This window comes from Azospira sp. MPR-LB4, from assembly GCF_058809525.1.
Genome location: NZ_CM179521.1, coordinates 1,247,351 through 1,261,614 on the forward strand (window position 1 = coordinate 1,247,351; position 14,264 = coordinate 1,261,614).

The window sequence follows — 14,264 nt, forward strand, 5'->3', positions numbered from 1 at the left end:
ATGGCCGACAATCTGACCGTCGAAGTCACCGCCGACGACCTGCCCCTGCACTGCCCCACCCCCAAGGCTCCCCTGTGGAGCCAGCATCCCCGGGTGTTCCTGGACGTGCTGAAGACCGGCGAAGTGACCTGTCCCTACTGCAGCACCCGCTACGTCTTCAAGGGCGAAGCGCCCAAGGGTCACCACTGACCCCGTGCCGTTTCATGGAGGAGAGGCGATGACCTTGCGTCGCGGGCTCATCGTCGCCCCCTCCTGGATCGGCGACGCCGTCCTCGCCCAGCCCCTGTTCCAGCGCCTGCAGGAACGCCACCCGGGGCTGGTGCTCGATGCCCTGGCGCCCCGCTGGGTGGCGCCGGTGCTCTCCCGCATGGACGAGATCGGGGAAGTCCTGGACAACCCCTTCGCCCACGGCGAACTCAATCTCAAGGCCCGCTGGGCCCTCGGCCGCCAGCTGGCGGCCCGGGACTACGACGCCGCCTGGGTCCTGCCCAATTCCCTGAAATCCGCCCTGGTCACCGCCTTCGCCGGCATTCCGCTGCGTGTCGGCTTCACCGGCGAGGCCCGCTACGGCCTGCTCAACTGCCGCCACACCCTGGACAAAAGCGCCACGCCCCTGATGGTGGAACGCTTCGCCCAGCTGGCGGAAGCCCCCGGCCGGCAGCCGCCCCGGCCCATTGCCCCGCCCCGCCTGCACTCCCGGGAGGCAGACCAGATGCGGACCCTGGCAGCCCTGGGCCTGGAACGCCCGTCCCGCCTGCTTGTCTGCTGCCCCGGTGCCGAGTACGGCCCCGCCAAACGCTGGCCCGAGGCCCACTACGCCAGCCTGGCCCGGGCCGCCGCCGCCCAGGGCTGGACCGTCTGGCTGCTGGGCTCCCACAAGGATGGGCCGGTGGGCGAAAGCATCGCCCAGGCCGCCGAGGGCTGCGCCCGCAACCTGTGCGGCGCCACCAGCCTGGACCAGGCCATCGACCTGCTGGCCCTGGCAGACCACGTGGTCTGCAACGATTCCGGCCTGATGCACGTGGCCGCCGCCCTGGGGCGCAGCCTCACCGCCCTCTACGGTTCCTCCTCCCCCGGCTTCACGCCACCCCTCAGCGAGCGGGCCACGGTGCTGCAGCTGGGCCTGGAATGCAGCCCCTGTTTCAAACGGGAGTGCCCCCTGGGGCACTTCAAATGCCTGCAGGACCTGGAACCTCTCCGGGTCCTGGACACCCTCCCCCGCTGACCGCCGGAGTCTCCCATGCCGACACCGCCCTTCCCCCGCCCTGAAGATGCCGAAAACGCCTTCTACGAGGCCCTGGAGAAGGGCGATCTGGAGGCCATGATGGCCATCTGGGCCGACGACGAGGACGTCGTCTGCATCCATCCCGACGGCCAGCGCCTGTGCGGCCACGCCCAGATCCGCCACGGCTGGCAGAGCCTCTTCGCCAGCGCTCCCCGGCTCACCGTGCGCATCGGCGAGCGGGTCGCCTGGCTCGGCGGCATGCTGGCGGTGCACAGCCTGCAGGAAACCTTTTTCGCCGAAGGGGACCCGGAACCCCGGGGCCCGGTGCTGGTGACCAACGTCTTCATCCGCGGCAGCGACGGCTGGCGCCTGCTCTCCCACCACGCCTCCCCCGGCGCCGAAGAGGGCAACGGCGACAGCGACGGGGACGCCCAGCCCCGGGTCCTGCACTGATGGCCCATCCGCCGGCCTACACCCCGCCGGGGTGGCTGCCCGGCGGCCACCTGCAGACCATCTACCCCCTGCTGATCCGGCCGGCGCCCCCGGCCTACGTGCGGGAGCGCTGGGAAACGCCGGATGGCGATTTCATCGACCTGGACTGGCTGGACCCGGACCGGGAGGCCCCGCCCCTGGCCCATCCGCCCTGCCGGCGGCCCCTGCTGGTGCTGTTCCACGGCCTGGAGGGCAGTTCCCGCAGCCACTACGCCACCGCCCTCATGGCCGCCGCCGCCGAGGCCGGCTGGGGCGGTGTGGTGCCCCACTTCCGCGGCTGCTCCGGCGAACTGAACCGTCTGCCCCGGGCCTACCATTCCGGCGACTCCGCCGAAATCGACTGGATCCTGCACCGCCTCCGGCAGCGCTTCCCCGAACGGCCCCTGTTCGCCGCCGGCGTTTCCCTCGGCGGCAACGCCCTGCTTAAGTGGCTGGGGGAACAGGAATTCCAGGCCACCCGGGTGGTGGAGGCCGCCGCCGCGGTGTGCCCGCCCCTGGACCTGACCGTCTGCGGCGACGCCCTGGGCCGGGGCTTCAACCGGGTCTACAGCGCCCATTTCCTCGGCACCCTGAAACGGGGGGCGGAGGCCCGCCTGCGGCGCTTCCCCGACCTCTTCGACCCGCGCCCCATGCGCCGGGCCCGCAGCCTGCGGGCCTTCGACGATGCGGTGACGGCGCCCCTGCACGGCTTCGCCGGGGTGGACGACTACTGGCGACGGGCTTCCAGCAAGCCCCTGCTGCAGGGCATCCGGGTGCCCGCCCTGGTGCTCAATCCGCGCAACGACCCCTTCCTGCCGGCCCATGCCCTGCCCACCCCTACTCAGGTATCATTGCAGGTCCGGCTGGAGCAACCGGCCCACGGCGGTCACGTGGGCTTCGTCCGGGGCGGCCCGCCGGGCCGCCTGGACTGGCTGCCCCGGCGCCTGCTGCACTTTTTCCGGCAACACTGCTGACGCCGCCACCAGGCGCTGCCACCCGAACATTCGCCCGAACATAAAAACACGAGTCCGATTCATGAACGCCTCCGTCCAGATTCCCGCCCTGCCCCCCGAAATCTTCAAGGCCTACGACATCCGCGGCATCGTCGGCAAAAGCCTCACCGCCGACGTGGTGCGCGCCATCGGCCACGGCCTCGGCAGCCTGGCCCGGGAGCGGCAGCAGACGGCCATCGCCATCGGCCGCGACGGCCGCCTCTCCGGCCCGGAGCTGGCCGGCGCCCTGGCCGACGGCATCCGCGCCGCCGGGGTGGACGTGATCGACATCGGCTGCGTGCCCACCCCGGTCACCTATTTTGCTGCCCACCACCTGGGCTGCCACTCCTGCGTCTCCGTCACCGGCAGCCACAATCCGCCGGACTACAACGGCCTGAAAATGGTCATCGGCGGCGAGACCCTGGCCGGCGAGGCGATCCAGGCCCTGAAGCGCCGCATCGAATCCGGCGACCTGGCCCGGGGCGAAGGCAAGCTGACCCAGGCCGACGTCAAGGCCGCCTACGTGGAACGCATCCTGGCCGACGTCAAGCTGGCCCGCCCCATGAAGATCGTCATGGATTGCGGCAACGGCGTCGCCGGCGCCGTGGCGCCCGAACTGTTCAAGAAACTCGGCTGCGACATCGTGCCCCTCTTCTGCGAGGTGGACGGCAACTTCCCCAATCACCACCCGGACCCCTCCAAGCCGGAGAATCTGGCCGACGTCATCCGCGCCCTGAAGGAGACCGACGCCGAGATCGGCATCGCCTTCGACGGCGACGGCGACCGTCTGGGGGTGGTGACCAAGGACGGCGAAGTGATCTTCCCCGACCGCCAGCTGATGCTCTTCGCCGCCGACGTCCTGTCCCGCGTCCCCGGCGGCGAGATTGTTTACGACGTCAAATGCACCCGCCTGCTGGCCCCCTGGATCCGCGAACACGGCGGCAAGCCGGTGATGTGGCAGACCGGCCACGCCCTGATCAAGAAAAAGCTGAAGGAATCCGGCGCCCCCCTGGCCGGCGAAATGAGCGGCCACGTCTTCTTCAAGGAACGCTGGTTCGGCTTCGACGACGGCCTCTACACCGGCGCCCGCCTGCTGGAAATCCTGGCCCGGGCCGCCGACGCCAACCCGGTGCTGAAGAGCCTGCCCAACGCCACTTCCACCCCGGAGCTGAACATCAAGATGGCCGAAGGCGAACCCTTCGCCCTGCTGGACAAGCTCAAGGCCGGCGCCAAGTTCGAGGCCGCCCGGGAGATCATCACCATCGACGGTCTGCGTGTGGAGTACGCCGACGGCTTCGGCCTGGCCCGCCCCTCCAACACCACGCCGGTGGTGGTGCTGCGCTTCGAGGCCGACAACGCCGAGGCCCTGGCCCGCATCCAGGCCGACTTCCGCCGCGAACTGGCCGCCGCCTGGCCCGGCCTGGCCCTGCCCTTCTGACCCGACCGCCATGATGCTGCCCCTGGACGCCGACATCTTCCTGGCCCGCCAGCCCATCCTGGACCGGGAGCAGAAGCTCGTCGCCTACGAACTGCTGTTCCGCAGCAGCGGCGTGGACCGGGCCGCCGTGGCCGACGGCCGCCTGGCCACGGCCCGGGTGGTGGCCAATGCCTTCGGCGAAATGTCCCTGGGGGACGTGCTGGGGCCCTACAAGGCCTACATCAACGCCACCCCGGACTTCGTCCTCGGCCCCGAGGTGGAAATCCTGCCCGGCGCCAGCGTGGTCCTGGAACTGCCCGCCGACACGCCGGCGGACGAGGCCCTGCTGGCCCGCTGCCGCGAGCTGAAGCAGCAGGGCTTCACCTTCGCCCTGGGCGGCGTCGCCGAGTTCGCGGAAATCAACCTGCCCCTGCTGCCGGAAGCGGAAATCCTCAAGGTGGACCACCTGCTGCTGGACAACCACCAGCTGTTCCTCCTGGCCTGCAAGCTGCGCCCCCTGCAGAAGAAGCTGCTGGCGGAAAAGATCGAAAACCAGAGCCAGATGGAGCATTGCTTCGACCTGGGCTTCGAATATTTCCAGGGCTACTACTTCGCCCGCCCCACCCTCATCTCCGGCAAGAAGCTGACCCATTCGGCCATGACGGTGATGCGCCTGCTCGACCTGATCCTCAAGGACGCGGACACCGCCGCCCTGGAGCGTTCCTTCAAGGGCGAGCCGGGCCTCACCCTGAACCTGCTGCGCCTCACCAACTCCTGCGCCAGCGGCCTGGCGGTGCGCATCGCCTCGGTGCGCCACGCCATCACCATCCTCGGCCGCAACCAGCTGCAACGCTGGCTGCAACTGCTGCTCTACGCCGATCCGGAAGGCGGCGAGGTGGGCCCCCTGCTGCAGCTGGCCGCCACCCGGGGCCGCTTCCTGGAACTGGTGACCCAGAAGTTCCTGCCCCGGCAGAAAGACCTGCCGGACCGGGCCTTCATGGTCGGCATCCTCTCCCTGCTGCCCGCCGTCATCGGCCAGCCCATCGCCGACATCATCACGCCCCTGCCCCTGCCGCCGGACGTGAAGCAGGCCCTGATCGAATACAAGGGCGACCTGGGCCGCCTGCTGGCCCTGGCCGAGCAGCTGGAGAAGGCCGACGGCGATGCCACCTTCAACGGCCTCATCGCCGAGATGCCCGGCCTGCGGGGCGCCCTCCTCACCGAATGCCTGGCCCAGGCCATGGCCTGGGCCAACATGCTGGCCCGCGACAGCTGACCGCCATGGCCCCCGACACCACCCACACCACGCCCATCTACCTGGGCCGCCAGCCGATCCTGGATGCCCGGCAGAGCCTCTACGGCTACGAGCTGCTGTTCCGCTCCGGGCCGGCGCCCAACCGGGCCATCGTTGCCAACCACATGGTGGCCACCGCCACGGTCATCACCCACGCCTTCACCGAACTGGGCCTGGCCGACGCATTGGGGGAACAGAAAGCCTTCATCAATGTGGACGGCGACTTCCTCCTCAGCGAGGCGGTGGAGCTGCTGCCGAAGGACAAGGTGGTGCTGGAAATTCTGGAGACGGTGGAGGTGACGCCGGAACTCCTCAAGCGCTGCCGGGAGCTGAAGGCCAAGGGCTTCACCCTGGCCCTGGACGACATCGTCGCCGTCACCCCGGCCATGGAGCCCCTGCTGGACCTGATGGACATCGCCAAGGTGTGCATCTCCGCCGTGTCCGAGGAGGCCCTGCCCGGCCTGGTGCAGGCCCTGGCCCGGCGTCCCCTGGAACTGCTGGCGGAGCAGGTGGAAAGCCGGGAACAGATGGAACACTGCCGCAACCTCGGCTTCCATCTCTTCCAGGGCTACTACTTCGCCCACCCCACCATCCTCTCCGGGCGCAAGCTGGGCCAGTCCCGCCTCTCCCTGCTGAAGCTGCTGTCCCAGGTCCTGGACGATTCGGACACGCCCCAGCTGGAGCAGACCTTCAAGCACGAGCCCGGGCTCTCCATCAACCTGCTGCGCATGGCCAATTCCGCGGCCGTCGGCGCCCGCACCCGCATCACCTCCCTGCGCCACACCATCACCCTGCTGGGCCGGCGCCAGCTGCAGCGCTGGCTGCAACTGCTGCTTTATACCGACCCGGCCGGCAACACCGGCTTCCCGCCCCTGCTGCAACTGGCGGCGACCCGGGCGCGGCTGCTGGAACTGCTGGCGGAAAGCCACATGGCGGCAGACCGGGATTTCGCCGACCGGGCCTTCATGACCGGCATCCTTTCCCTCACCCCGGCCCTCTTCGCCACGCCCATAGACGAAATCCTCAGCCAGATTTCCACCCTGGCCACGGACGTGAAGCAGGCCCTGCTTCGCCACCAGGGCTCCCTGGGGCTGCTGCTGCGCCTCATCGAGGCCCTGGAAAGCGAGGACCTGAGCCAGGTTCCGGCCCTGGTGGCGCAGCTGCCGGGGCTCTCGCCGGAGCGGGTCAACCTGGCCCAGGCCCAGGCGCTGGCCTGGACCCGGGCCATCGGCCAGGAACAGCAAAACTGATTTGCGCCGGCCTGCCGGGCCAATGCCGCCTCCCTGCTGGGCTGGCGGCAAAATAAAGAAAGCTGATGGTGCACTGCAAATTGCACCCCTTGCCGGCTTCATATAAAACGTTGGAAAACCAGGCTCAAAGGTCGCCTCGCGGCGGCCTCCGTCCATCCGGAATCCCCGCTGCACACTGACCATCCGCCGCCCCCGGCGGACGAGGAGGAGGCAAGCAATGTTCCAGATTCGCCAAGCTGCCGGCGCCGATCACGACGCCATCCATGCCCTGCTGTCCCTGGCCCACCCGGACGAACCCAGCCACTGCCGCCAGGTGGAAGACGTGGTGTACGTCGCCGACTCGGACGTGGGCCTGGTCGGCGCCGGAGGCCTCGCCCCCTGCGGCGACGTGGCCCTGCTCCATTCCCTCATCGTCCGTCCCGGCTTCCGCAAGCAGCGCATCGCCCGCCAGCTCTACCAGCACGTCCTGGACCACGCCTACGGCATGGGCATCCGGGAGCTGTACACCCTGACCGCCTCCAGCCGCACCTATTTCGAGACCCTGGGCTTCACCCCGGCCCACCGCGACACGGCCCCCGAGTCTCTGCGCCAGGCCCTGCTGCGGGACGATCCGGACCCGGACCAGACGGCCCTGATGCGCCGCTCCCTGGCCCACGCCCGCAGCGTGCCCAGCACCCCCCACAGCTACCACGGCGTGGATCCCACCAGCCAGGCCGGCGACTTCTTCGATTCCGGTTTCTACTGCGCCGAGAGTGTGCTGCTGGCCCTGGCCCGGCACATGGGCCTGGACTCTCCCCTCATTCCCGGCATTGCCACCGGTTTCTGCAGCGGCCTCTCCCGCACCTGGGGCACCTGCGGCGCCTACTCGGGCGGCGTGCTGGCCCTCAATCTGGCCCTGGGCCGCAGCGACCCGCGGGAACCGGTGACCGCCAACTACGACGCCATCCAGCGCTTCACCGACGAATTCCGCGCCACCTGCGGCGGCGGCCATTGCAGCGAACTCCTCGGCTGCGACCTGCAGACCCAGGAAGGACGCCAGGTGTACCGGGAAAACCACCTGCACGCCCAGTGCCGGGAATACGTGGTCATCGCCACCCGTCTGGCCCGGGAAATCCTGGACCAGCAGAACGGCGACGAACGCCTGCCCAATCTCTGAGACGGGGGCCTGCCCCCCGGGCCGTGCGCCCCAAGCGGCGACGCAGGAATCCCTTCAGCCGGAGCCGCGCCGGCGCAGCCAGTCGGCCACCGCCAGACCGGTGCCGTAATCCCAGGGTTTCAGCTTTTCCGGCGCGATCAGGCGGACTTCCGCCAGTTCCTCGTTGAGGCAGATTTCCCCTTGGGCCGGCACGTGAAAGGCCATGATCACCTCGTTCTTGCGGGCAAAGGGATAAGTGCCGATAAGCTGGGCACCCACCGCCACCAGCCCCAGCTCCTCCCCCACCTCCCGGCAGGCGGCCTCGGCCGGCGCCTCGTCCCGCTCCAGGAAGCCCGTCACCAGGCCGAACTGGCCTTCGGCCCAGGCCGCGTTGCGGGCCAGGATGACGCTGCCCTGCCACTCCACCAGGGCCGCCACCACCGGTACCGGATTGCCCCAGAAGACGTGGCCGCAGCTCGCGTCGTCGCAGACCTGGCGCGGCGCGCCGCCGATCTCGCGCCAGCTCAGGGTGCCGGCGCAGCAGGGACAGAAACGGTAGGGGGAAGACAGCTCCGACATCAGCGGGCCTTGGGGTTGAGGGAGCCCCGGTTGTAGTCCTTGTCGCCGGGCATCAGCATCTTGCTGCCCGGCACCCAGCCACCCTGGGCCTCAATGGGGCGAACCTGGTTTTCCGGGTACTGCTCGGCCCGCTTCCTGGCCTCGGCGGCCTTGGCCCCGTCCACGAATTCCCACTTGCCCGTGGGGTAGAGACGCACCTTGTCGCCGGCGGCGGTGGTGGCCTCCACCGGCGTGCGGTCCAGGTTGTCGGCGGCCAGGGCCGGGGCCAGGGAAGACAGGGCCAGGAGGGAAGAGAGCAGCAGGATGCGCATGATGTCGGCAAGCGGAAAAGGGAAAACCGCAGGATAGCACTGCTGGCGCCGCCGGCCCACGGCCGGGACCGGTGGCCGGCCTGCCGCAGGGGTACCCCGGAAGGCAGGAACGGTGCGCCTCTCCGGCCAGGCCGGCCCGGGAAGCTTGTGTAGCTTTTGCTACAGAGGTGCCGCCGGCAACGGCCTAAGCTCCGCCCCACTACATCCCGTAGTCACCGCCAAGGAGCCGACCATGCAAGCCCTGCGTTTTTTCATCGACACCCACGACCAGCAGCACGGCACTTTCCCCGCCGGCCTCAGCGCCGCCGACTTCGAGGGCTTCTACGCCCAGTACGAAGCCGCCTGCTACGCCGAAGGCGTCATCCCCCTGCGCACCCACCTCAGCTACGCCGACGGCCGCGCCTTCTGCCTCAACATGGCGCCCGACGCGGAAGCGGTGCGGCGGGCCCACGAACGGGTGGGCCTGCCCTTCGACAGCATCTGCGAAGTGTCCACCGCCACCCCGGCCGACACCTTCTTCCGCCGCCCCGCCCGGGCCTGACCCCAGGGCGCCCCCGGGGCCAGGGGGCGCCCGCCACCCAAGGGAGAACATCATGGACAGCGATCTGTTTGACTTACTGGCGATCGGTCTGGTCGCCGTCATCGGCCTCTTCACCCTGCTGGCCCTGATGGTGCGGCAGGACCTGGCCCCCCGCGCCGGCCTCACCCGGGAGGGGCGCTGGCTGCTCACCGGCGCCCTGGGCACCGGGCTACTGGCCTTCAGCCTGAAAATGGCGGTGGCGGCGGTGCTGGTCCAGGCCCCCGGCGGCACGGTGGCTCCCCTCATCGCCGCCGCCTACCGCCCGCCCCCGGCGGAAGAGGAGGCAGCCGTCCTGCCGGTCGCCCTGCCGGCGGTGCCCCAGGCGGCCCCGGCCTACGTCTGGGAAGCCCTGCCGCTGCAGGCGCCGGAGCCGGCCGACAACCCGGGCAACGCCGCCAAGATCGCCCTGGGCGAACGCCTCTTCCACGAAACCCGCCTCTCGGGCCGGGGCACCCAGTCCTGCAGTTCCTGCCACGACCTCTACGCCAAGGCCGGCGGCGACCGGCGCCCCACCGCCCTGGGGGAAGCGGGGCAGAGCGGCCCGCGCAACACGCCGACGGTATGGAACGCGGCCTTCCAGTCGGTGCTGTTCTGGGACGGCCGCGCCCCTTCCCTGGAGGAGCAGGCCAAGGGTCCCATCCTCAACCCCGTGGAAATGAACCTGGACAGCCCCGGCGAGGCGGAACGGCGCCTCGCCGCCGACCCCGGCTACCGCCGGGACTTCGCCCGGGCCTTCGGCGACGGGGAGGTCACCTTCAACCGCATCGCCCAGGCCCTGGCCGCCTTCGAGCGCACCCTGATCACCCCGGACAGCGCCTATGACCGCTTCGTCCGCGGCGACGCCACCGCCCTCAGCCAGGCCCAGCTGCGGGGCATGGCCCTGTTCGAGTCCGTCGGCTGCGTCCTCTGCCACAAGGGGCCGGCCTTCAGCGACGCCAGCCTGCTCGGCGGCCAGGCCCCGCGCCGCCATTTCCCGGCCAACCCGACGGCCTACGAGGACCAGTACCCCCTGCTGCTGGAGGGCGGCCGGCGGGGCGTCTGGCGCGTGCCCTCCCTGCGCAACGTGGCCCTCACCGGCCCCTGGCTGCACAACGGCTCGGTAGACCGGCTGGAGGAAGTGGTGCGCATCATGGCCAGCGCCCAGCTGGGCCGTTCCGGCCGCCTGACGGCCTGGCGCGGCCAGGACCGGGCCCTGCACCGCATCGAGCGCTCGCCCCTGAGCCCGCGGGAGGTGGCGGACATCGTCGCATTCCTCAACGCCCTCAGCAGCGACAGCCTGCTGGCCCGGCAGCGGGCCGCCGCCGGCAAGCATGCCGGCGCCATGCCGGCGGGCTAGAATGGCCCCACCGCCCCCCGGGAGACCGCCCCGTGCAGGACTTCGACACCCTTCCCCTCTTTCGCCAGCTCAGCCCGGACAGCCTGCAACTGCTGCGCCAGGGCGTGGTAACCGCCGAGTGCCAGCCGGGCTCGCCGGTCCTCTACAAGGGCCAGGCCATCTCCGGCGCCTATTTCGTCCTGCGGGGGAGGCTGCGGGTCTATTCCCTGGCCCCCAACGGCAACGAGGCCACCCTCTATTGCATCGATCCGGGGGAGACCTGCGTCTTCGCCCTCAACAGCCTCTTCAACGACCTGCGCTACCCGGCCTGGGTCCAGGCCGAACAGCCCACCACCGTGGCCCTGGTGCCCGGCCCCCTGTACCGCACCCTGTTCGCCCGGGAAGACGCCATCCGGGACCTGACGGTGCACACCCTGGCTACCCTGGTGTTCCGCCTGATGCAGGAACTGGAGCAGGTGCATGCCTACAAGCTCAACCAGCGCCTGGCCAACCTCCTCTTGCTGCAGGCCTCGGCCGCCGGAGAGCTTCGCCAGACCCAGCAGCAGCTGGCCGACCACCTGGGCACCACCCGGGAGGTGGTGGCCCGCCTGCTGGGGGAACTGGCGGCCGACGGCCTGGTGGCCACCGGCCGGGGCCTGATCCGCATCCGCGACGCCCAGCGCCTGGCCGCCCTCATCGCCAGCCCCTGAGCCAAGACGGGGAACGACCATAAAAAAAAGCCCTCCCGCAGGGGAGGGCTTTTTTCCGAGGGAAAGCGGCAGCTTAGAGCTTGCCTGCCACCCAGGCAGCCACGGAATCCAGGGCTGCCGGCAGGTTTTCCGGCTGGGTGCCGCCGGCCTGGGCCATGTCGGGACGGCCGCCGCCCTTGCCGCCCACCTGCTGGGCCACCTGATTGACCAGCTCGCCGGCCTTGACCTTGGCGGTGAGGTCGGCGGTGACGCCGGCGATCAGGGTGACCTTGCCTTCGGCGGTGGAGGCCAGGACGATGGCGGCGGACTTGAGCTTGTCCTTCAGCTTGTCCATGGTCTCCCGCAGGGCGGTGACGTCGGCCCCTTCCAGGGTGGCGGCGAGGACCTTGGCGCCCTTCACTTCCACGGCCTGGTTCACCAGGTCGTCGCCCTGGCTGGAGGCCAGCTTGGACTTCAGCTTGGCCAGTTCCTTTTCCAGGGCCTTCACGGCCTCCTGGGTCTGGGCGATCTTGGCCGGCAGCTCGGCCACGGGTGCCTTGAAAGCGGCGGCGGCCTGGGCCAGCACGGCCTGCTGCTGCTGCACCAGGGCCAGGGCGTTGTCGCCGGTGACGGCTTCGACGCGGCGCACGCCGGCGGCAACGCCGGATTCGGCCACGATCTTGAAGAGGCCGATGTCGCCGGTGCGGGTGACGTGGGTGCCGCCGCACAGTTCCTTGGAGGAGCCGATGGAAAGCACCCGCACCTCGTCGCCGTACTTCTCGCCGAAGAGCATCATGGCGCCGCTCTTCTGGGCGTCGTCGATGCCCATGACCTGGGCTTCGGTGGCGGCGTTGGCCAGCACCTCCGCATTGACGATGGCTTCCACCTTGCGGATTTCCTCATCGCTCATGGGGGCGTTGTGGGCGAAGTCGAAGCGGGTCTTGTCCGGGTCCACCTGGGAGCCCTTCTGCTGCACGTGGCCGCCCAGCACTTCGCGCAGGGCCTTGTGCATCAGGTGGGTGGCGGAGTGGTTGCGCACGGTGCGGCTACGGGCCTGGATGTCCACCTTGGCGGTGACGTTGTTGCCCACCGTCAGGGTGCCGGTCTTGACCACGCCGTGGTGGCCGAAGACGGTGGCCTGGATCTTCTGGGTGTCTTCCACCGCGAAGATGCCGTGCACGCTCTGCAGCGCGCCCCGGTCGCCCACCTGGCCGCCGGATTCGGCGTAGAAGGGGGTGTTGTCTAGCACCACCACGCCCATGTCGCCTTCGTGCAGTTCATTGACCGCGACGCCGTCCTTGTACAGGGCCAGCACGTTGCCCTTGAACTCCAGGGTGTCGTAGCCGTGGAAGGTGGTGGCGGGGCCGTCGTATTCCAGGTTGGCGGCCATCTTGAACTTGCCGGCGGCGCGGGCCTGTTCCTTCTGGCGGGCCATGGCGGCGTCGAACGCCGCAGTATCGACAGTAACGCCGTGCTCGCGGCAAACATCAGCGGTCAGGTCCAGAGGGAAGCCGTAGGTGTCGTGCAGTTTGAAAGCAACATCGCCGTCAAACTTGCCAACAGAAAGCTTGGCAACATCGCCATTGCTATCTGCTGCCAAGGCTTGAATCCGGTCATGCAACGACTGGCCGTCTTCAATTTTCAGCATTTTCTTGAGTTCACCATCCAGGATGGCCATGCCGTGTTCGATGGTGGCGAAGAAGCGTTCCTCTTCCTGCTTCAGCACGTCCATGACGCGCTTTTCGCCGGAGGCCAGCTCGGGATAGGCGGCGCCCATCTCGGCCACCAGGTCCGGCACCATCTTGTGGAAGAAGGCGGCGCGGGCGCCCAGCTTGTAGCCGTGGCGGATGGCGCGGCGGATGATGCGGCGCAGGACGTAGCCCCGGCCTTCATTGCCCGGGATGACGCCGTCAGCGATGAGGAAGGAACAGGCGCGGATATGGTCGGCCAGCACCTTCAGGGAGGGGCTGTCCATGTCGGCACCGGAGGTTTCCCGGGCGGCGGCGGCGATCAGGCGCTGGAACAGGTCGATCTCGTAGTTGGCGTGCACGCCCTGCAGCACGGCGGCGATGCGCTCCAGGCCCATGCCGGTGTCCACGCTGGGCTTGGGCAGCGGGTGCATGACCCCGGCTTCGTCCCGGTTGAACTGCATGAACACGTTGTTCCAGATTTCGATGAAGCGGTCGCCGTCTTCCTCGGGGGATCCGGGAGGGCCGCCCCAGATGTGCTCGCCGTGATCGTAGAAAATCTCGGTGCAGGGGCCGCAGGGACCGGTGTCGCCCATCATCCAGAAGTTGTCGGAAGCGTAGCGGGAACCCTTGTTGTCGCCGATGCGGATGACCCGCTCCACGGGCACGCCGATTTCCTTGGTCCAGATGTCGTAGGCCTCGTCGTCCTCCGCATAGACGGTGACGGTGAGCTTGTCCTTGGGCAGCTTGAAGACGACGGTGAGCAGCTCCCAGGCGTAGGTGATGGCGTCGCGCTTGAAGTAGTCGCCGAAGCTGAAGTTGCCCAGCATCTCGAAGAAGGTGTGGTGGCGGGCGGTGTAGCCCACGTTCTCCAGGTCGTTGTGCTTGCCGCCGGCGCGCACGCACTTCTGGGAAGTGGTGGCTCGTGTGTAGGGACGCTTGTCGAAACCGAGGAAGACATCCTTGAACTGGTTCATGCCGGCGTTGGTGAACAGCAGGGTGGGGTCTTCGTGGGGCACCAGGGAGCTGGAAGAAACAATCTGGTGGCCCTTGGAGGCGAAGAAGTCGAGGAACTTCTGGCGGATTTCGGCGCTTTTCATCGTCGTTGCATCCTTGGCCCCGGCCAATGGCGGGGGCGGCTGAATTGGAAAAACGCGCATTTTATCATTGAACCGGGCCGGGACCGGCTTGCCGCAGTACCCGCGATCGGCAGGAACATGGCGGCCATGGAGAAAGCGCCAAGGCCCGCGCCAGGCGGGCCCCGGGCCGGCCAGGATGCCCGCGGGACGGGGCTCCTGGCCGGGTGGTCGCAAATGCC

14 protein-coding genes are annotated in these 14,264 nt (G+C 69.2%); 11 read left to right on the forward strand and 3 right to left on the reverse strand.

Annotation, left to right across the window (positions count from 1 at the left end; all coding sequences use genetic code 11):
* The 8 genes from AC3QLZ_RS05690 (at window position 1) to AC3QLZ_RS05725 (ending at window position 7,805) form a co-directional block, all read left to right on the forward strand.
* On the forward strand, window positions 1-189 hold the full coding sequence (locus AC3QLZ_RS05690) for a zinc-finger domain-containing protein (protein WP_014238350.1): 189 nt from the start codon (window positions 1-3) through the stop codon (window positions 187-189).
* Between the two features lie 28 nt (window positions 190-217).
* Window positions 218-1,225 (forward strand): lipopolysaccharide heptosyltransferase II, encoded by a 1,008-nt coding sequence (gene waaF, locus AC3QLZ_RS05695; RefSeq protein WP_152089592.1) that lies wholly within the window; start codon window positions 218-220, stop codon window positions 1,223-1,225.
* Window positions 1,226-1,240: 15 nt separating this feature from the next.
* Window positions 1,241-1,678 (forward strand): YybH family protein, encoded by a 438-nt coding sequence (locus AC3QLZ_RS05700; RefSeq protein WP_014238352.1) that lies wholly within the window; start codon window positions 1,241-1,243, stop codon window positions 1,676-1,678.
* Window positions 1,678-2,670 carry a hydrolase gene (locus AC3QLZ_RS05705; RefSeq protein ID WP_014238353.1) on the forward strand — a complete coding sequence of 331 codons (993 nt, stop codon included), beginning with the start codon at window positions 1,678-1,680 and terminating at the stop codon, window positions 2,668-2,670. The genes AC3QLZ_RS05700 and AC3QLZ_RS05705 overlap by 1 nt, the downstream gene beginning before the upstream one ends.
* Window positions 2,671-2,731: 61 nt before the next feature.
* The gene (locus tag AC3QLZ_RS05710) at window positions 2,732-4,126 is read left to right on the forward strand and encodes a phosphomannomutase/phosphoglucomutase (protein WP_152089593.1); all 1,395 of its coding nucleotides are present in this window, start codon (window positions 2,732-2,734) and stop codon (window positions 4,124-4,126) included.
* A gap of 10 nt (window positions 4,127-4,136) precedes the next feature.
* The gene (locus AC3QLZ_RS05715; protein WP_152089594.1) at window positions 4,137-5,381 is read left to right on the forward strand and encodes an EAL and HDOD domain-containing protein; all 1,245 of its coding nucleotides are present in this window, start codon (window positions 4,137-4,139) and stop codon (window positions 5,379-5,381) included.
* Window positions 5,382-5,386: 5 nt separating this feature from the next.
* Window positions 5,387-6,649: an EAL and HDOD domain-containing protein gene (locus AC3QLZ_RS05720; protein WP_492783466.1), complete on the forward strand. Its 1,263-nt coding sequence runs from the start codon at window positions 5,387-5,389 to the stop codon at window positions 6,647-6,649.
* Between the two features lie 217 nt (window positions 6,650-6,866).
* Window positions 6,867-7,805, forward strand: coding sequence for a C-GCAxxG-C-C family (seleno)protein (locus tag AC3QLZ_RS05725; RefSeq protein WP_014238357.1), 939 nt, complete (start codon window positions 6,867-6,869; stop codon window positions 7,803-7,805).
* Between the two features lie 54 nt (window positions 7,806-7,859).
* Here AC3QLZ_RS05725 and AC3QLZ_RS05730 read toward each other — a convergent pair whose 3' ends face one another.
* Together AC3QLZ_RS05730 and AC3QLZ_RS05735 are read right to left on the reverse strand one after the other, a co-directional pair.
* Window positions 7,860-8,363: an NUDIX domain-containing protein gene (locus tag AC3QLZ_RS05730; protein ID WP_492783467.1), complete on the reverse strand. Its 504-nt coding sequence runs from the start codon at window positions 8,361-8,363 to the stop codon at window positions 7,860-7,862.
* Entirely contained in the window at window positions 8,363-8,674 is a 312-nt protein-coding gene (locus AC3QLZ_RS05735; RefSeq protein WP_014238359.1) for a hypothetical protein, read from the reverse strand. Before AC3QLZ_RS05735 ends, AC3QLZ_RS05730 begins: the two co-directional genes overlap by 1 nt.
* A gap of 232 nt (window positions 8,675-8,906) precedes the next feature.
* Between AC3QLZ_RS05735 and AC3QLZ_RS05740 the strand changes: the two genes are divergently transcribed.
* The 3 genes from AC3QLZ_RS05740 to AC3QLZ_RS05750 are packed head-to-tail and all read left to right on the forward strand — an operon-like array spanning window position 8,907 to window position 11,279.
* Window positions 8,907-9,215 carry a DUF4242 domain-containing protein gene (locus tag AC3QLZ_RS05740; protein WP_014238360.1) on the forward strand — a complete coding sequence of 103 codons (309 nt, stop codon included), beginning with the start codon at window positions 8,907-8,909 and terminating at the stop codon, window positions 9,213-9,215.
* Between the two features lie 52 nt (window positions 9,216-9,267).
* Window positions 9,268-10,590 carry a cytochrome-c peroxidase gene (locus AC3QLZ_RS05745; RefSeq protein ID WP_492783468.1) on the forward strand — a complete coding sequence of 441 codons (1,323 nt, stop codon included), beginning with the start codon at window positions 9,268-9,270 and terminating at the stop codon, window positions 10,588-10,590.
* Window positions 10,591-10,622: 32 nt separating this feature from the next.
* A complete protein-coding gene (locus tag AC3QLZ_RS05750) occupies window positions 10,623-11,279 on the forward strand; it encodes a Crp/Fnr family transcriptional regulator (protein WP_014238362.1) in 657 nt (218 codons plus the stop codon).
* A gap of 73 nt (window positions 11,280-11,352) precedes the next feature.
* Here the strand turns inward: AC3QLZ_RS05750 and alaS are convergent, their stop codons facing one another.
* Window positions 11,353-14,046 carry an alanine--tRNA ligase gene (alaS, locus tag AC3QLZ_RS05755; protein WP_014238374.1) on the reverse strand — a complete coding sequence of 898 codons (2,694 nt, stop codon included), beginning with the start codon at window positions 14,044-14,046 and terminating at the stop codon, window positions 11,353-11,355.
* Window positions 14,047-14,264 lie beyond the last annotated feature (218 nt).